This is a genomic window from Gordonia liuliyuniae, assembly GCF_021739025.1.
In the GTDB taxonomy this organism is placed as follows: Bacteria; Actinomycetota; Actinomycetes; order Mycobacteriales; family Mycobacteriaceae; genus Gordonia; species Gordonia liuliyuniae.
In genome coordinates this window covers 259,264-277,752 of sequence record NZ_JAKKOT010000002.1, presented here as the reverse complement: position 1 = coordinate 277,752, position 18,489 = coordinate 259,264, and the positions used below count along the sequence as shown (strand labels likewise).

Annotated in this window: 17 protein-coding genes; 16 read left to right on the top strand and 1 reads right to left on the bottom strand. The window is 64.8% G+C overall.

The genetic code is table 11. The features are described from left to right. The first annotated feature begins 28 nt into the window (after positions 1-28). From L5G28_RS02330 to L5G28_RS02300, 7 genes are all read left to right on the top strand, one after another. Positions 29-889 (top strand): alpha/beta hydrolase, encoded by an 861-nt coding sequence (locus tag L5G28_RS02330; protein WP_237000153.1) that lies wholly within the window; start codon positions 29-31, stop codon positions 887-889. Positions 890-1,002: 113 nt separating this feature from the next. Further along, positions 1,003-1,545, top strand: coding sequence for a DinB family protein (locus L5G28_RS02325; RefSeq protein ID WP_237000152.1), 543 nt, complete (start codon positions 1,003-1,005; stop codon positions 1,543-1,545). Positions 1,546-1,637: 92 nt separating this feature from the next. Next, on the top strand, positions 1,638-2,063 hold the full coding sequence (locus L5G28_RS02320) for a cyclic-phosphate processing receiver domain-containing protein (RefSeq protein WP_237000151.1): 426 nt from the start codon (positions 1,638-1,640) through the stop codon (positions 2,061-2,063). Between the two features lie 344 nt (positions 2,064-2,407). Further along, the gene (locus L5G28_RS02315) at positions 2,408-3,268 is read left to right on the top strand and encodes an ABC transporter permease (RefSeq protein WP_236998358.1); all 861 of its coding nucleotides are present in this window, start codon (positions 2,408-2,410) and stop codon (positions 3,266-3,268) included. After that, positions 3,265-4,335 carry a taurine ABC transporter substrate-binding protein gene (locus L5G28_RS02310; protein WP_237000150.1) on the top strand — a complete coding sequence of 357 codons (1,071 nt, stop codon included), beginning with the start codon at positions 3,265-3,267 and terminating at the stop codon, positions 4,333-4,335. Before L5G28_RS02315 ends, L5G28_RS02310 begins: the two co-directional genes overlap by 4 nt. 10 nt (positions 4,336-4,345) lie before the next feature. Next, entirely contained in the window at positions 4,346-5,131 is a 786-nt protein-coding gene (locus L5G28_RS02305; RefSeq protein ID WP_236998360.1) for an ABC transporter ATP-binding protein, read from the top strand. 324 nt (positions 5,132-5,455) lie between these two features. Further along, on the top strand, positions 5,456-6,343 hold the full coding sequence (locus tag L5G28_RS02300; RefSeq protein WP_236998361.1) for a TetR/AcrR family transcriptional regulator: 888 nt from the start codon (positions 5,456-5,458) through the stop codon (positions 6,341-6,343). Positions 6,344-6,387: 44 nt separating this feature from the next. Here L5G28_RS02300 and L5G28_RS02295 read toward each other — a convergent pair whose 3' ends face one another. After that, entirely contained in the window at positions 6,388-7,476 is a 1,089-nt protein-coding gene (locus L5G28_RS02295; protein WP_237000149.1) for a Zn-dependent alcohol dehydrogenase, read from the bottom strand. A gap of 367 nt (positions 7,477-7,843) precedes the next feature. Between L5G28_RS02295 and L5G28_RS02290 the strand changes: the two genes are divergently transcribed. The 9 genes from L5G28_RS02290 to L5G28_RS02250 all read left to right on the top strand — a co-directional run bounded on the left by L5G28_RS02290 (position 7,844) and on the right by L5G28_RS02250 (position 18,487). Beyond that, positions 7,844-8,887, top strand: a complete 1,044-nt coding sequence (locus tag L5G28_RS02290; protein WP_236998363.1) for a Rieske 2Fe-2S domain-containing protein — start codon at positions 7,844-7,846, stop codon at positions 8,885-8,887. Next, complete coding sequence (locus L5G28_RS02285) at positions 8,887-10,044, top strand: acyl-CoA dehydrogenase family protein (protein ID WP_237000148.1); 1,158 nt, start codon at positions 8,887-8,889, stop codon at positions 10,042-10,044. Before L5G28_RS02290 ends, L5G28_RS02285 begins: the two co-directional genes overlap by 1 nt. 9 nt (positions 10,045-10,053) lie before the next feature. Next, on the top strand, positions 10,054-11,130 hold the full coding sequence (locus tag L5G28_RS02280; RefSeq protein ID WP_236998365.1) for an acyl-CoA dehydrogenase family protein: 1,077 nt from the start codon (positions 10,054-10,056) through the stop codon (positions 11,128-11,130). Between the two features lie 2 nt (positions 11,131-11,132). After that, complete coding sequence (locus L5G28_RS02275) at positions 11,133-11,939, top strand: enoyl-CoA hydratase (RefSeq protein ID WP_236998366.1); 807 nt, start codon at positions 11,133-11,135, stop codon at positions 11,937-11,939. Continuing rightward, the gene (locus L5G28_RS02270; protein WP_237000147.1) at positions 11,936-13,498 is read left to right on the top strand and encodes a class I adenylate-forming enzyme family protein; all 1,563 of its coding nucleotides are present in this window, start codon (positions 11,936-11,938) and stop codon (positions 13,496-13,498) included. The genes L5G28_RS02275 and L5G28_RS02270 overlap by 4 nt, the downstream gene beginning before the upstream one ends. A gap of 104 nt (positions 13,499-13,602) precedes the next feature. Then, positions 13,603-15,522: a flavin-containing monooxygenase gene (locus L5G28_RS02265; protein ID WP_237000146.1), complete on the top strand. Its 1,920-nt coding sequence runs from the start codon at positions 13,603-13,605 to the stop codon at positions 15,520-15,522. A gap of 7 nt (positions 15,523-15,529) precedes the next feature. Further along, positions 15,530-16,597, top strand: coding sequence for a ferredoxin--NADP reductase (locus tag L5G28_RS02260; protein ID WP_237000145.1), 1,068 nt, complete (start codon positions 15,530-15,532; stop codon positions 16,595-16,597). A 62-nt stretch (positions 16,598-16,659) separates the two neighbouring features. Continuing rightward, complete coding sequence (locus L5G28_RS02255) at positions 16,660-17,415, top strand: SDR family NAD(P)-dependent oxidoreductase (RefSeq protein WP_236998370.1); 756 nt, start codon at positions 16,660-16,662, stop codon at positions 17,413-17,415. Positions 17,416-17,536: 121 nt separating this feature from the next. Further along, entirely contained in the window at positions 17,537-18,487 is a 951-nt protein-coding gene (locus L5G28_RS02250) for a TIGR03619 family F420-dependent LLM class oxidoreductase (protein WP_236998371.1), read from the top strand. Positions 18,488-18,489: the final 2 nt, after the last annotated feature.

Here is an 18,489-nt window from a genome sequence, read left to right as displayed (position 1 = left end):
CGAGATGAAACGAGACGTGGGGACTCGCATGCGACGTGTACTGAGAATCTTGCTGATCGCGGGGCTTCTGCTCACGGCCGCCGGAACAGTGTCCGAGACCGCGCGCGTAGAGGCCGCGCCGTCGAGGGCCCTGGTCGAGTTCCCGGTGTACTCACCGTCGATGCACAGAACGGTGATGAACAACGTCCTTCCCGCACCCGGAGGCGGAAAGGCTCCCGTCCTGTACCTCCTGCACGGCGCGGGCGGCGGCAGCGATCACATCGGCTGGGAGTGGAACACCAGATACCGCGAGTTCCTCCGGAACAAGGACGTGACCGTGGTGTCCCCGGTCGGAGGCGCTGGCTCCTTCTACACAGACTGGCGCTCGCGTGATCGGAAGCTCGGGCTGAACAAGTGGCAGACCTACTTGACCAGGGAACTGCTGGCAGCGGTCAACCGGCACTTCGGCGGCAACGGCCGCAACGCGATCGCGGGTGTGTCGATGAGTGGCGGACCGGCGATCGATCTGGCTGCGCGGGCACCGCGTCTCTACCGAGCCGCGGCGTCGTACAGCGGATGCCCCGCCCAAGCCCTGGGCTTTCCCGCGGTGATGGGCACAGTGATAGGGCAGGGCGGCAATCCGCTGAACATGTGGACGCCAGGTGACTACGTGGTCCACGATCCTGTGCTCAACGCTGCGCGACTCCGTGGCAAGGCGATCTACATCTCGGCCGGTGACGCCGGCCTCGAACTCCCGGTCCGCGCATGCTCGGACGCGTCCGCCGCAGCGCTTCGTGCACAGGGCATCCGCGTGACCTCCGATGGACTGCGTGGCGAGCACAGTTGGGACGTCTTTGAAGCCGGGCTGCGTCAGTCGTGGCGTGTGATCGGGCCCGCTATCGGCGCATGAGGGCGGCTGCAACAGAACGGTCGTGCACATCATTTTCGTAGAGGTCAGTAACTGACCGGTATTAGAACTAGCGTGGGCGACGGAACCAATCAGGCACCGTCGAAAGGCACCTCATGGCCGGCACGTACACCCCAGTCACCGTTGATCTCGATGTCGACGCAGAGCGAACCGACCTGCTGACACTGCTCCGGGACCAGCGCGCGCTGCTCAGAATCACTGCGCGCGGGCTCACCGACGAGCAGGCCCGGACCGCTTCCACAGTGAGCGCGCTCACTGTGGGAGGCCTGATCAAGCACGTCTCTCGCGTCGAGCGGGACATGACGAGTCAGATCATCGAACGCGACGAGAATGCCGAGCTCGACATGGAGGAGCTGGGCGACGCCTACATCTTGCGCGCGGACGAGACTCTCGCCGAATGCCTTGAGGGGTACGAGCGGTCCGCCGATGAGTTCGACCGCCTCATCGCGGGAATCAACAGCCTCGACGAGTTGATTCCGCAAGCGAGGGCGCCTTGGCAGCCTGAACTGACGTGGTGGAGTGTCCGGAAGCTGGTACTGCACTTGTTGAGGGAGACCGCGCATCACTGCGGCCACGCCGACATCGTTCGGGAATCCATCGACGGACAGACCACGATGGCTGCGCTCTTCGAGAACTAGGGCGAGGCCCGACCGCCGTAGCCCCGGACGTCGTCGGCAACCTTCGGTAAATCAGTGGCCGCTCCGCGCCCGTCCCCGTACTGTCACCGCCCATGAAGCTGTTCGTGGACGCTTTCCGCGATCCGCCCGACATGACCTGGACTGTGGCCCGCACGAGCGCGGCGGCCCTCGAGATTCTCCGGAGCGGTGTTCTCGTCACCGACTTGAGTCTGGATCACGACCTGGGTGGTGAGGATACGTCGCGGCCGGTCGTGCTGTATCTGGCCGAGTACGGCGGTTGGCCCGCCGTGGTGCGGGTGCATTCCGCGAACCCCGTCGGTGTCGAATGGTTGACGAGCATGGTCGAGCGGTACGGGCCGGGTATCAGCCGCCGACGTTGTCCACCGATTGAGCGATATACGCGTTTTGTCAGCGGTCCGTGCCACAGCGATCCTGTGACGGAATCGGTGACAGAGACAAGCGCGACGGGTCAGCAGGCGAGCACGACCGAGGAGGAGGTCTGGTCGCTCCTCATATAGACCGGGCGGAGGCGCGGGACGACGCGACACTGGCGCGCCCGGTATATCGACGACGCGTACGCGCTCATCGTCGACGACGGCGTGGACTCGGTGGTGAAGGCGAAGGCCCGACCGCTCGAGCACTGCTCGCTCACGCCGACGCACTGGTGTCCGGCAGCGCGCGCGTCGAATCGGGGAACTCCGGGCGCCTCGCAGCGTTCCTGGGTCGGCACGTTCGGGGCCGCTTACTGGCCACCGGCCGCGCAACTGAAAAGATCACCACGCGCGAATCTCTACCCTCGCGCACACGGGCCAGGCAGAGTTCCCGCTCGGGCCGTCCTCGGGGCGGCACGAGAGAGGAACGCATGGCTGGAGAGCCCCCGCTGCTGCGGGTGAAGAACGCCGTCGAACAATCGGTGCCAGACGTCGTCCGGTCGTGGTTGGTCCGACTGATCGCGCTCGTCGTGTTCATCGCAGTGTGGTTGCTGATCGCCGGCCTGCACCTGGTGGACGAGAAGTTCCTGCCCTCGCCGAACGCCGTCTGGGATGCCGCCGTCCGAGCGAGCACCTGGCATCAGGTAGCGCCGGGCGTACCGCGTGAAGTGCTCGGCGAACAGAACTACTTCCTGTGGGAACACCTGGTGGCGAGCCTGCAGCGGATCTTCGCAGGCGTGGGCGTCGCCATCGTCCTGGGGCCGATCGTGGGCTTCGCGATGGGCATGTCGAAGACTTTCAACACGGTCACCGAGCCGTACCTGAACTTTCTTCGTGCGTTGCCGCCGCTCGGCTACATCGGCCTCCTCATCGTGTGGTTCGGGATCGGCGACACCTCGAAGGTCTGGCTGCTGTTTCTCGCGGCCTTTCCCGCCATCGCGATCTCGACTGTCAGCGGCGTGCAAGGCGTGAGCCGCGACCAGATCAATGCCGCCCGCGCGCTCGGCGCAAACCGTCTGCAGGTGCTGACCGGGGTCGTGGTGCCGGCGAGCCTGCCCGAGGCCATCAACGGCATCCGCATCGCCGTCGGCTTCGCCTGGACCACCGTTGTCGCCGCAGAGCTCAACAACGGCATCCCCGGCATCGGCGGTCTTGCCTATCTGGCAGGCCAGCAGCTCAACACGCCGCTGACCATCGCCTGCATCGTCGTCATCGGCATCACCGCTCTGCTCCTCGACGCACTCATCAAATGGATCGGCGTGCTGCTGGTTCCGTGGAAGGGGAAAGTATGAGACCCGGCCTCGGCAAGGGCCGCCGTCTAGCGATGCACGTCGCGGCCCTCGTCGCGATCGGACTGACGTTGTCTGGCTGCATCGTCGAATCCGGACGACCCGAACAATCGCGTTCCCTCGGCGGTGCCACTCCCTGCCCCGTCGAACCAGACGCGTCCGTCACCGGCACCGTGCGGATCGGTTGGCAGGAGATTCCCAACGGCGACCTGATCGTCAAAGACACCGGTCTGCTCAACACCTGCCTGCCGAACGTGACGACCGAGTGGAGCAAGTTCGCCTCCGGCGGCGACGTCGTCCAGGCGTTCGGAGCGGACTCGCTCGACATCGGTCTGCTCGGCAGCGCGCCCGCTGCGAAAGCGTTGTCGGCCCCGCTGAACATCGACATGAAGGTGATCTGGATCCAGGACCGGATCGGTGCCGCCGAATCGCTCGTCGTGCGCGACCCGTCGATCACCTCAGTGGCCGACTTGCGCGGCAAAAGAATCGGCGTGCCCTTCGCGTCGACTGGACACTACAGTCTGTTGACCGCGCTGGATAAGGTCGGCATCGGCTCCCAGACGCAAGTGGTCAACCTCAGCCCCGACGCCATCCGTGGCGCCTTCGGCGGCGGACAGATCGACGCTGCGTATATCTGGGAGCCGACGCTCAGCGAACTGACCGGCGACGGCGGAAAGGTCGTCACCACGAGCGCTGACGTCGGTCAGCTCGGCGCATCCACCTATGACCTGGAAGGGGCCCGCGGCGACTTCCTGCGCGATAACCCGACATTCGTGAAGATGTGGACGACGGTGCAGGGGTGGGCGGCGAATCTGATCAACACCGATCCGACGAAGGCCGCCGAACACATCGCAGGCCAACTCGGCGTTCCGGTCGAACGGATCATCGACCAGATCAAGGGCTACGACTATTTCGACGCCGCCACCCAGGTCGGCCCGGAGTACTTGGGTGGCCAGGTCGCCGGAGACATCCGCAGAACCGCAGAGTTCCTGCTGCAAGAAGGCGAAGTGCAACGCGTCGGACCGGCGCAGCACTACGCGAACGGTGTCTACGCGGTCGGGACACGGTGAGGGGAACACGATGAGCGGCACAGAACGCGTCGACCTGGCGGGCGTCAGCAAGACCTACCAGACGTCGAGTGGTGAGACGCTGGCCTTGGAAGCCACCGACCTGGCGATCGAGCCGGGGGAGTTCGTCTCGATCGTCGGTCCGTCGGGCTGTGGAAAGACGACCCTCCTCCGGCTGATCGCCGGATTCGAGAATGCCACCGAGGGGGTAGTCGAGGTGGGCGGGACGCGAGTCACCGCTCCGTCTGCCGACCGCGGTGTCGTGTTTCAGGCTCCGACGCTCTACCCGTGGCTCACCGTGCGCGGCAACGTCGAATTCGGTCCCAAAGTCCGGGGCGTGAGCAAGACGCAGCGACGCGAGCAGGCCGAGCGACTGCTGGAACAAGTCGGCCTCGGGGACTTCGGAGACAAACGTCCGTACGAGCTGTCCGGCGGTATGCAGCAACGCGCACAGATCGCGAGGGTGCTGGTGAATGATCCCGGCATCGTCCTGATGGACGAGCCTTACGGCGCCCTCGACGCGCTGACCCGCGAACGACTACAAGTCGATCTTCTCAAACTGTGGCGCAGGGCGGCCAAGACCATCGTCTTCGTCACCCACTCGGTCGACGAAGCCGTGTTCTTGAGTACCCGTGTGATCGTGATGTCGGCGCGGCCTGGCCGGATCGCGATCGATCGCGAGATAGATCTGCCCGGCGACGGCCCCGGTGTGGTGCGGGACAGGTCGGTGACGGCGACCGCCGAATTCCAGCGGCTGAGAACTGAGCTGGCGGGGGCGATCTACGCGGCGCATGACTGAGTAGTGGTGTCCGCAGGGCGAAAGACGGCTTTGCGCACGCTGACAACGTCGAAACGCGCTGCGTCGATCTCGTGAGGCTAGACAACTATTTAATCGTTGGCCTGTCACGGGAAGGCGCACTGGTCGTCAGAAACCTGAATTCATACACCATTGCTAGATCGATCAGCTGGTAAACTTCGGGTCATGGGTGCCACTAACGAGGTTGTCGAGACGGTTGTGGAGTTGTGGCCGACTCCTCGAGTCGTGGATTTTCTCGATATTAGCCGACAGGCAATCAACAGGCGATTGAGGAATAGAAGGATTCTCGGCTATTTGGGCGCTCAGGTGACACTGTTTCCGACTTGGCAGTTCGACCTGGATCGGCACGAAGTGCGCGAGGAGGTCGCTGAGCTCCTCGACGTCGTCGACGACGAGGTCGGAAGTCGCGCACTCGCGGAATGGATGACGACAGCGACCGACGAGGGGCTCACACCCGCAACGATGCTGTTCGATCCGGCGACGAAGGACGTCGTTCTCGCGATGGCGTCGGCGTTGACGCCGGGAACTGCCGCAGCGAACGGTGCGAACAACGGCGGGCCGAAAGGCAAAGGGGGCAAGCCCGTTCCCGCATGGGTGCCGCCCCCGAAAGGGGAAGACTCCGGTGCACAGCACGCGATCCTCCTAGCGGCCGCAGATCTGTTCGCACGAAAAGGCCCCGCGAAAGTCTCCTTGCGAGAGGTCGCCGCCGCAGCCGATGTCTCCTACGGCCTCATCCATCGGTTCTATCGAACGAAAGAGAATCTCCTCATGAGTGTCATGGAGATGCTCGTGACATACGGTGGCGACCGACTTTCGGAAGAAGACGATGCGTACGCAGCCCTTGAGAACTCATTCGGCGCAGACGTCGACTCCGGGCAGTTCGGTCGAATGCTGACGTGGTCAGTATTCGAGGGGACACCGCCGGATCGACTCCTAAACGGGGTGAAGTCTCGCGGTTATCGAAATCAGATCGAGGCGCTTTGGAATGGGGAAGATCGGAAACCGGATGTCCGTGCGGAGTTCGATTCGAATGTGCTCGCATCACTGCTGGCGTTGGTCGGCGCCGTGTGGAACTTGTATGAGCCCTACCTCACCGAGCTCGCAGATAGCCCGGACCGAACAGCGGCTGACATCCGTCGGGAAGTGACGGAGATGCTGCAGGTGCTGGTGTACGCGACGCGACCGAACCGGTAGCGGACGGCACCCGCGGCGCGGTAGCGCAGCGGGTGCGCCGCACATCAGACGGCCGACTCAGTCTCAGTCCTCATGCGGAGGACGCCGCGGTCGAGGCGGCCCTCTCTCGCGTCGGCGAACAGCGACTCGTAGTCCTCGAAGTCGTACACCTTGGTGATCAGCTGGTCCAGGTAGAGCTCTCCCGACTGGTAAAGGTCCACATAGCGGGGCACGTCGGTGCCGGGGCGCGACGATCCGTACCGGCATCCGAGCACCGAGCGGTCCATGTAGAAAGTGCTTGCAGGCACCGACAGCTTGGCGTCGGGACCGGCGACGCCAAGCATGATGAGCTGGCCGCCCCAGTCGATCATCTCCATCGCCATGCTGGTGATCGCTTCTCCGCCGACGCAGTCGAAAGCGTGGTGGACGCCTCCGTCGGTAAGCGATCGGACGGCGGCCACGGCGTCGACGCTGGACGGGTTGACGAACTCTGTTGCACCGAATGTCCGCGCCGTCGCCTCCTTGTCGGGATTCGTGTCGATGGCGATGATCTTCGTGGCGCCCGAGATACGGGCCGCCTGGATTACGTTCAGGCCGATGCCGCCGGCGCCGATGACGACCACCGAATCGCCGATCTGAACGCGGGCGCGGTTGATCACGGCGCCGGCCCCGGTCAGGACGCCGCAGCCGATCAGGCAGGCGGCCTCCATCGGGACGTCTTTCGGGATGGGTACGGCCTGGCCTGCGGCCACCACGATGCGCTCAGCGAAAGTCGACAGCGCAGCGAAGTTGTGCACCTGAGTGTCTCCGATGCGGAACGGAGTCGCTGTCTTGCCGAACGACTCGCGGCACATCGTCGGATGGCCGCTGGTGCAGGACGCACACATTCCGCACGCGGCGAGCGTCGACAGCACGACATGATCGCCGACGACCGGGTTGGTCACGCCGAGGCCGACCGCCTCCACTACGCCAGCGCCCTCGTGCCCGAGGATCACCGGCACTGAGAACGGAATCTTGCCGTTGATGACACTCAGGTCGCTTTGGCACAGTCCGCTCGCCTCGATTCGGACGGCGACTTCACCGACGCCCGGTGTGCGGACTTCTACCCCGTCCACCAGCTTGTTCTCGCTTCCGTCGAACAAAAGAGCTCTCAACGTCTCAACCTCACTGATCGTCGTAGGAAATGGGGCCGACCCCGCAGCGCACGTCGCGGCGCGACTCGCCTCGTCCGCCCAAAACGGGAAATAGGAAGTTCGAATGCCTGCCAATTCCGTGGCAGACGTCTCATTCGTAGCCATACTGTAGAGCCGCTCAGGAGTGGCGTCAAGCGAGTTGTAGCCATTCAAGTTGACGAAGTTGACGCGTGCGTAGCCAACGGCTACAGTGATAGCAGTCACGGAGCCCACGAGCCGTATAGCCAGCCCCGGAGGGCCGACATCTTCCGTGTGGGCTACTTCGAACCGCGAGCCCGTCCGACTTCCTTCCACCCGCGGCAGTGCCGACACAGCGAGGAGATCTGAAATGACATCGATGGCGTTGTCGATGAAGCCCACCGGCTGGTTCCAGATCGGATGGTCTGACGAACTGGAGGTGGGCGCCGTCCTGCCGCTCCGATACTTCGGAAAGGACCTTGTCGCCTATCGGACCGACGACGGTGAACTGGTCGTGATGAACGCGTACTGCGAGCACCTCGGGGCCAATCTCGCGTACGGCGGAACCGTGCAGGGCAACGACATCCAATGCCCGTTCCACGGATGGCGATGGGGGCCGAATGGCCGAAACACCTGCATTCCGTACCAGAAGTCGACGAACCGGGTGCGCCGAATCGGCGTATGGACGGCGGCCGAGCGCGACGGAGTCATGTACGTGTGGCACGACGCGAACGGCGGCGAGCCCACGTACGACGTACCCAGCGTCTTCGACCTGTTCGAGGGGAGCGGACCTGCCGAGAACTACCACGAGGCCGGTGAGACCGGCCGGTACGAGCATCCGAAGGCCCCCATCCATCCGCAGTACGCGGCGGAGAACGGCGTCGACTTCGCGCACTTCAAGTATGTGCACCGCGCGGACGAGATTCCGACTGTGGTGAGCCGGGAATTCGGTGATCACGACTTCAAGACCGAACTGGCTCTGGCGTTCAAAGTTCGTGGCGCGGACGGTGAGATCGAGTCCGTACCCGGCGGCACTAACGCGACCCTCCTCGGAGTTGGGCTCGGGTACGCCTACGCATGGGGAGTCGGCGACGTCTGCAGCCTCTCCGCGGTCACGCCGGTCGACGACGAGACATCGATCCTGCGGTTCTCCGCATGGGCGAGTATCGAACCAGGGCAGGACCAGGACAAGGTGGCCAAACGGCAGCGCAGCGCGATCAACCAGGTACGTGCGGACATCGCGATCTGGGAGCACCAGCGCTATACCGAGCCGCCGGGTCTGGCGACAGCCGAGGCGGCCGGATTCCGAGACATTCGTCAGTGGGCCCGCCGCTTCTACCCCGAGGGAGAAAAGGGCCACCGCGTCGACGATCAGTTGGCCGGAACCGACGCACAGACAGCAGGAGAGGCCTGATGCGCACACCATTGACCGATGATCTCGAAGCCTGGCGCACCGAGATCCGCGAGTTCCTGAACGCCGAACTGCCTCGCGAGAACGCGTTCAACCCAGAATTCGACGACGCACCGGAGCAGTGGCAGATCGCTGTCGACTTCAGCAAGAAGGTCGCCGAGAAGGGCTGGATCGGACTGACATGGCCTGTCGAGTACGGCGGCAAGGGATTGACGCCGGTCGCGAACCAGATCCTCCTCGAGGAGCTGTATGCCGCCGACGCGCCACTGATCAACTCGGTCGGCATCTTTCTGGCGGCAGGCACCATCCTGGTGGGCGGAACCGAAGAGCAGAAGCAGCGCCTGCTTCCCGACATCGCGAACATGCGCACGCTGTGGGCCGAAGGGCTCACCGAACCTGAGGCCGGTTCGGACCTGGGAAGCCTGCAGACCAAGGCCGTCCGTGAAGGCGACGACTGGGTGATCACCGGACAGAAGGCGTTCACCTCGTGGGGGCCGATGTCCGATGTGCTCTTCGTGGCCGCGCGCACCTCGACAGGCGATGCCGCGCGGGACGCGATCAGCATTTTCGTCGTCGACCTGAAGTCTCCGGGCGTCACGCTGCACCCGATGCGGAACTACGGCGGCGGCGTGCAGTCGAGCACGTACTTGGACAAGGTCCGAGTGCCCGCCGACGCCTTGATCGGCGAGGAGGGGAAGGGCTGGCACTACATCATGCGGGCCTTCTACGCTTCGGGCACCGTCGAACCGATCTACGCGATGCAGGAGAGTCGACTGCGTGACCTGATCGGGCACTGCAAAGCGATTCCCGGCAAGCTGGACGACCCGCACGTGCAAGCCGACATCGCCAAGCTAGCCGAGATGGTGCAGACCCAGCGCGCGCTGGCCTACGAGATCATCGGCGACAACGCCGCAGGCCGCAAGACGCCCTGGGCAGGCGGCGCGCAGCAAGTCATCGCCAAGGAGTACGAGCCGGTCTTCGCCCAGGTCTTCGATCGCGTCCTCGGACCGACGAGTCAGCTGCGCAAGGGATCGGCGGACGCACCGCTCAACGGAAAGCCCGAGGCCTGGTACCGACAATCGTTCGCGAACCACGCCGGAGGAACGTCTCAGCTCAAGCGGATGGTGCTCGCGACGCGGGGCCTCGGCCTGCCGCGATAGGAGAAGATCATGGAACTCACATGGGGCGAGGACTTCGCAGCCCTCACTGACGTAAGCAAGTCGGTCTTCGCGCGCTACTCGCCGTTGGACGACCGTTCGAATACCGTGCCGTTCGCCGAACAGGTGAGACAGTTCGCCGAACTGGGCTGGCTACAACTCGCCGATCCGTCGGGAACCGGGGACGAGAGCGCATCGCTGGGAACCATCGCCGCGATCTTCGTCGAAATGGGCCGGGCACTGGCGCAGACACCGTTGCTCGATCTCACCGTCGCCCGCGACGCGGCGATCCTCGCAGGGTCCCCGACGGCGACCGCCCTGGCCGCGCGTATCGGTGACGGCGACGCCGTCGTCGTCCCGGCATTCGGCACCGAGAACTGGGGATCGGCAGTCAGCGTCACCGGTGGCAGCGCCACCGGGCGGGTGCTCGGCGTCGAGTACGCCGACCAGGCGGAGAGCCTGCTGGTGCATGCGGTGGCCGACGGCGAGAGCCTCCTGCTGCTCGTCGATTCGGCGGAGGTCAGCGTCGAGGCGATGCCGAACATCGGTGGACACCCGACCTTCAGCGTTACGTTGACCGACGTCGCCATGACGGACCAGCGGACTCTCGCTCGCGGTTCCGCCGCCGACCACGCGATCGATCTGGCTTCCCAGCGCGGCGACGTACTGCGCGCAGCGCAGGTGCACGGCGCAGGCATGCGACTCCTGGACATGACTGTCCGGTACGCCCAGCAACGTCACCAGTTCGGCGGGGCAATCGGCCGCTTCCAAGCCGTTCAGTACCTGTGCACTGACATCGCGGTCAACGCGCATGTCACCTCGGCACACACGCGAGCGGCCGCGACGGCGATCGACACCACCGGTGACGGACGACCGTACGTCGACCTCATGCGTAACCAGGCGATCCTCACCGCGCGCGAGATGGTCCACTGCGCACATGAGGTCCACGCAGGCATCGGGTACATGGTCGAGTCCAACGTCCACCTGTTCACCGACGCCGCCAAACGCTGGCAGTTCGACTTCGGCGACGCCGCCGACCTCAACAGCTCGATCGTCTCGGCTATCACCGAAATCTACGAAGGAGTGTGACTATGTCGCTGATCGACTATCAGGTCAAGGACGCAGTCGCCCTGATCTCGCTGAATCGCCCGGAGAAGCACAACGCGCAGAACGAGCCGATGCTCGAGGAGCTCGACGCTGCGTGGCGGAAGGCGGCAACGGACGATGCGGTCAAGGTCATCGTCGTTCGGGCCAACGGGGACAACTTCTCGGCAGGGCATGACCTGAAATCGGTGACCAGCGGCTACGAGCCGTCGGCCGATAAAAGTCAGCTGGAGAAGGCCTACGGCTGGGAGACCGAATTCTACCTCGGATTCTCTCGCCGCTGGCGAGACGTCCCGAAGCCGAGCATCGCGTCGGTCAAGGGCGCGTGCGTCGCCGGGGCGCTCAATGTCATCTGGCCGTGCGACCTGATCATCGCGGCCGACAACACGTTCTTCAGCGATCCGGTGGCCAAGTACGGGATCGGCGGCGTCGAATACCACGCGCACACCTGGGAACTCGGTCCACGTCGCGCCAAGGAGATGCTCTTCACCGCTCGCAGCTTCTCCGCTGAGGAGGCATTTGCCGCAGGCATGGTCAATCGGGTGGTTCCGGTCGACGAACTTGACACGCAGACAATGGATCTCGCCCGTGAGATCGCGCAGATGGACGCTTGGGCCCTCCGGCAAGGCAAGCGCGCCGTGAACCAGACGCTGGACATCATGGGCCAGCAGGCCGCACTGCAGTCGGCGTTCGATATGCACTGGCTCGGACACGCCAACTCCATGCTGACCACCGGTTACCCGCTGCTCAGCGCGGCGCCGCTGCCTGCCGAATCGAAGAAGGACGAGTCGTGACCGCGACGGACCCGACCGGCGCGGCGACGTCGATCTGGTCGCTGCTGGCCGGCCGCGTCGAGGCGACGCCCGATGCCGTGGCACTGATCGACGAGCACGACCGTTCGGAGACGTTCGTCGAGATCTTCGACGCCGCGCGGCGCACCGCCGCAGGCCTGCGCGAGCTGGGCATCGAGCCCGGCGCCGTGGTGAGCTGGCAGCTTCCCACCAGCATCGACGCCGTCGTACTGAGCCTTGCGCTGTCGCGACTCGGCGCGGTGCAGAACCCGATCATTCCGCTCTACCGTGGCCGCGAGGTCACCGCGATGGTGGAGCAGTGCCGATCGCAATGGTTGATCACCGTCGGCAAGTTCCGCGGATTCGATCACGCGCTCATGGCCGAAGAGGTCAAAGGCGCGGTGTCAGGCCGGCTCCGGACGCTGGTCCTCGCCGACGGCCTGCCCGACGGCGATCCGACAGCACTCGCGCCGGTGCAGGACGGGGCGGACGAGGTCCGTTGGATATACACCACGTCCGGCACCACGTCGGCGCCGAAGGGCGTCTGCCACACCGACGGCTCGCTGATCGCGGGCGGCGTCGGTGTGGCGGACGCCATCGAGGCGACGTACGCCGACACCGGCACGATCTTCTTCCCGTACGCCCACATCGGCGGCCCGGACATGCTGATCACCTCGTTGTGGGCAGGCATGCCACTGGTGCTGATGGAGGTGTACGAACCAGCCGCGGCAGTCGCGCTCATGCGCAAGCACGGTGTCACGATCACCGGCGGATCGACACCCCACTACTCACTTCTGCTTCACCAGCAGAGGCAGCGCCCGGATACGCGGGTGGTGCCGACGCTGAGGGTGCTCGCGGGCGGCGGCGCGCCGATGCCGGAGAAGCTCTTCCACGAAGTGTTCACCGACGTCGGTGTGCCGGTTCTGCACGGTTACGGCATGACGGAGTCGCCGATGATTGCGTCGTCTCGACCGAGCGACACCATTGATCAACTCGCAACGACCTCAGGCCGTCCAGTTCTCAACTGCGAGATCCAAATCCGTTCTGAGGCAGACGAAGTCCTTCCGATCGGCGGCACCGGTCGCGTGTGGGTGCGCGGCCCGATCCTGTTCAAGCACTACATCGCCGACGGTGAGATCGTCCGGCCTTTCGACTCCGACGGCTGGTTCTTCACCGGTGACATCGGCCAGGTGGGACGCCAGGGGCACCTCACCCTCGTTGGCCGCGAGAAGGACCTGATCATCCGCAAGGGCGAATCGATCAGCCCGTCCGAGATCGAAGACGTGCTGGTGAACCACCCGGCGATCGCGAATGTCGCGGTGATCGGGCTTCCCGATGAGGTCCGCGGCGAGCGGATCTGCGCGGTGTGCGAACTCGTCGACCCCGGTCAGACCGTCGAACTAGACGAGCTGCGGCAGTTCTGCAAGGAATCCGGTATATCGCCGGCGAAGTTCCCCGAGCAACTCGAGGTCGTCACCGAACTGCCCAAGACCCCGACGATGAAGATCCGCAAGCAGCAACTGCGTGAACGAATCGCCGACCCGCAACCCTCACCCGCCTGACGGCCATCTGTCTGTGGTGCCCGCCCGACAGGTGCCGACGATCCTTCCATCCCCGGCAGCGACGCACGTGCGTTCATGCCTGGCTCATGTACAGGAGTGAGAAATTGAATCCCAAGATTCCAGACCGTAAATTCCTCGAGCGCGCGGTCGCCGACTCAGAGGTGAACGCTCTGCGCATGGCCCTGTTTCAGGCGACTCGTGATCCCGAGATCGCTGCGGTGAAGGCTGAGCGTGTCGAGGGCGCGGTGGCCGACACTGTGGTGTTCACCGACGCCGACACCGAACTGATCAGGTCGAAAGCGGTCGACTACCTACTTGCAGGTGAGTACGCCGATGAGGACCAGACGCCATCGGACGACGAGATCACCGATCTGATCCGCATGGCCGAGGCCCGTGAGCTGGCCGACGACAACATGTTCATGCGCCGTCAGATCCTGTCGTTCCCCGAATGGCCGTTCCAGCGGACGTCGACCGACACCAATCCCGCGCCGGAAGGCTACTCGGTCGCGATCATCGGAGCCGGGTTCTCCGGTATCGCGATGGGAGTGCAGCTCGCACGACTCGGTATCCCCTTCACCGTCTACGAGCGGCGCTCGGAGATCGGGGGAGTGTGGAGCATCAATACCTATCCGGACGTCCGCGTCGACACACTCAGTGCGTCGTACGAGTACTCCTTCGAGAAGAAGTATCCGTGGACCGAGTACTTCGCGCGCCAGTCCGAGGTGCGCAACTACCTTGATTTCGTCGCCCGAAAACACGGTGTCTTCGAGCACATCGTGTTCGACGCCGATGTGACCGCCGCAGAGTTCGCCGACGACGCGAAGACGTGGTCCCTGACGGTATCTGTGGCCGACCAGGAGCCGACCACCGTCGTCGCCAACGCCGTGGTGGCAGCGAGCGGTCTGTTCGCGACACCGCGCGAACTGCCGGTCGAGGGCGCCGCAGGCTTCTCCGGCCAGATCGTGCACACTACGGAGTGGAACGACTCGATCGAGTACGCCGGCAAGAACGTCGCCATCATCGGGAACGGGTCGACCGGCGTCCAATTGTTGTCGAAGATCGCGAGCGAAGCAGCGTCGGTGACGGTCTATCAGCGGACCCCGCAATGGATTTCGCCGCGCGCGAAGTACGGCGAAGCGATCTCCGAGGAACTGCAGTGGCTGTTCCAGACGATGCCGTTCTACTGGAACTGGAACAAGTACATCGCTGGGTTCGCGTCGAACGACCTTCGCGACCTCCTCATCGCCGACGAGCAGTGGATCGCCGACGGCGGCGATGTCAACAGGCGCAACGACGCGATGCGGGACATGCTGGTCGGCTACATCCGCAAGCAGGTGAACGACCGCGAGGACCTGGTCGAGAAACTGGTCCCGGACTATCCGCCGATGACGCGCCGGCCGGTCGTGGACAACCAGTGGTACGCGTCGTTGACCAGGGACAACGTCGAGCTGGTGACGACGCCGATCCAGCGACTCACCGACTCGGCCGTGCAGACCTCCGACGGCACGGTGCGCGACGCCGACCTGATCATCGCGGCGGTCGGATTCCAGACCGAGAAGTTCTTGTGGCCGACCGAGTACATCGGCGAGGACGGCGTCCGCTTGGAAGACGTGTGGGCGGCCGAGGGCGCGCAGGCTCATCTCGGCATGACCGTCCCTGGCTTTCCGAACCTGTTCATGCTTTACGGTCCGACCTCACAGCCGGTCGCGAGCGGTGCAGGCCTGCCGATCTGGCTGGAGACCTGGTGCAGCTACATCGCCGAACTGATCCTGGAGATGCTCGAGAAGGGTTACGGATCGACGGCGATCCGGCGTGAGGCGTTCGACCACTACAACGAACAGCTGCACAAAGAAGCGAGCCGTCTGATCTACCTGTCGCAGACGAGTGCCACGCGGAAGAACTACTACGTCAACAAGTTCGGTCGGCTGCAGGTCAGTGCCCCATGGGACGGTGAAGTATACTTCGCGATGTGCGTCAATCCTCGGATCGGCGACTTCGAGTTCGCCTTCGCGAGCGCGGAGTAGAGCGGTCGTGCAGCCGAGCGAAACCGTCGACCGCGAGTCGTCGACCCGGGGGCACGAGCTCACGGTGATATCGGTGATCGACGAGACTTCGGATGCGAGATCGATCGTCCTTCGGCCGAGCGAGGTCGACCAACCGGCGTTCACGTACCACCCCGGACAGTTCCTGACCATCCGGATTCCGAGTGATCGGACCGGTCACATCGCGCGCTCGTACTCGCTCTCGAGTGCGCCGTCTCTCGACCCGGATCTCAAGATCACCGTGAAGCGAGTCTCGTCCGGATACGGGTCGAACTGGCTCTGCGACAACGTCGAAGCGGGTGCGTCGATGACGTCACTGCCGCCCGCAGGCCGATTCACACCGGCGAGTTACGAGCGCGATCTGCTGCTTTTCGCGGCGGGCAGCGGGATCACCCCGGTGATGTCGATACTGAAAGCTGCACTGGTGCGCGGCACCGGATCGGTCACGCTGTTCTATGCGAACCGGGACGCCGATTCGGTCATCTTCGCCAGCGAATTGGCAGGTCTGCGAGAAGCACATCGAGGCAGGCTCACCGTCATCGACTGGTTCGACGACGTCAACGGGTATCCGCGAAGTGAGCAGCTCGCCGAGCTGATCGCCGCTGACATGTCGCGCGAAGTCTTCGTGTGCGGGCCCGGCCCCTTCATGGACACCGTCAGTGCTGCGGTCGAGGCGACGCACGTGCCGCGCGAGCGGTTCCATCGGGAAGTCTTCTCGTCGATCAGCGGCGACCCGTTCGCCGCCGTTCCGGTACCAGAGGACACCGCCGAGTCGGCTCCCGGTTCCGACGTCGAGACGACTGTCGTGCTCGACGGTCTCACCCACAGTTTCGACTGGTCGCCAGGTGTCACACTCGTGGACGCACTACTGGCGCGCGATGTCGGGGTCCCCTACTCCTGCCGGTCTGGTGAATGCGGGTCGTGTGTCTGCCGGGTGACGCGGGGGTCGGTCACCACTGACGTCGGCGACGTCCTCGATCCCGAAGACGCCGCCGAGGGATACGTGCTCGGATGCCAGTCCCGCCCGGACGCCGGTCCGATCGAGATCGAGTTCTGACCGTAGAACTCGCCGCGATTCGTCGTGCGACCGTCGCACGCACTGAAGGAGGTTCGTTGTACATGGGCAATCGAATGCAAGACAAGATAATCATCGTCACCGGTGCCGCGTCGGGACTCGGCAAGGCGACGATGGAACTGATGGTCGCGGAGGGCGGCACCGTCGTGGCCGCGGACGTCAACGCAGACCCGGGCGCCGCCATCGCCGCGGCCGCAGGCGCCGAGTTCGTGCAGACCGACGTCGCGGACTCGGCCGCGGTCGACAGACTGGTCAGCGGTGTCGTCGAGCGCTACGGCCGACTCGACGTGATGGTCAACAACGCGGGCGTGTTCGGCGGCAGTCCGCTGATCGACGCGCCGAACGAGGAAGTCGACCGGATGGTCGGGGTGAACATTCTCGGAGCCTTCTACGGCACTCGGGCCGCGGGCCGGGTGATGGCTGCGCAAGGATCGGGCGCCATCGTGAACACGGCGTCGAACGGCGGGTCGCTGCCGACCGAGGGCATGGCGTTCTACAGCGGATCGAAGGCCGCTGTGATCGGGATGTCCAAGGCATGTGCGATCGAACTCGCACCGAAGGGTGTTCGCGTCAACACGCTGTCGCCGGGCACCATGCTGTCCGGGATGGTCCCGCCGGACCCGGAGTTCATCAAGGTGTTGCACGGCATTCAGCCGATCGGCTACGCAGCGGATCCAGCGCAGATGGCGACGGGCATCCTGTACCTCGCATCCGACGAGGCCGACTACGTGACCGGCCACGACCTGGTGGTCGACGGTGGCGCCACGGCGGGTCGGACGGCCATCAAGGGCGCGAAGTAGCGACACATTCGCACACGCGGGGTGGGCGAGACGACTCTGCGTCCCCACCCCGCGGGCACGGTCCTCGTGGGTCGTCACGGCCCCGGTTCGGCGTGTCCGCGATGAGGACTGGAGTCACGACGTGAAGTTCACCCTGGAGTATCCGAGCGGTGCACCCGGCTCTCACACGAGCGTGTCCACCGGAGCTGCGCTGGCGCACATCAGCCGACGTGCCGAGATATGCGGGTTCGATGCCGTCGCGCTCTCCGACCATCCCGCACCCTCGGCGAAGTGGTACCGCAATGGCGGCCACGACACATTTGAACCGGTCGTGGCGCTCGCGTATGCCGCGGCCGCGACGACGTCATTGAAGCTCATGACGAACCTCTTCATTCTCCCCGCCCGAAACCCGTATCTGACGGCCAAGGAATTCACCACTCTCGACACGCTCTCGGGAGGCCGACTCATCGCGGGCGTCGGCGCAGGTTACCTTCGCTCCGAGTTCTCGGCGCTCGGTGTTGACTTCGCGCGGCGTCCCGAGCTGTTCGACGAGGCGCTTAGCGCGTTGCGCAGCATCTGGCGCGACCCGTCGGCGCCGGTGGTCGGCGCGGACTTCGCGGCGATCGGCGACATGCACCTGCAGCGTCCGGTGCAGAACCCGCACCCGCCGTTATGGATCGGTGGCAACAGCGTGGCCGCGCGTCGTCGTGTGGTCACGTTCGGTAGCGGTTGGTGTCCGGTCATCGCCGACGTCGGAGTCTCCGCCGCGATCAGAACGGACGTGATTGACGGTGTGGCGGCCTTCGCCACGGCGGTCGATGCACTCGCTGACGAGCTGGCCGCGGCAGGACGCAGCTTGTCGGAGATCGACATTCAGGTCGAGGCTCCGCACGTCGACGTCTCGGACGATGAATCCGTTGCGCGCTGGCAGGTCGAAGTGGATCGCTTGCGCGCGGCCGGAGCCACCTCCCTGTGTGTGCACGCGGATTCTCGGTCACCGGCCGCCGCCGAAGAATTCATCGACGGATATCAGGAGCTGATTGTCCGAGCGCGGCCCGCACCGAGCCGCCCCATTGGAATGAAGGAGAAGTGAAG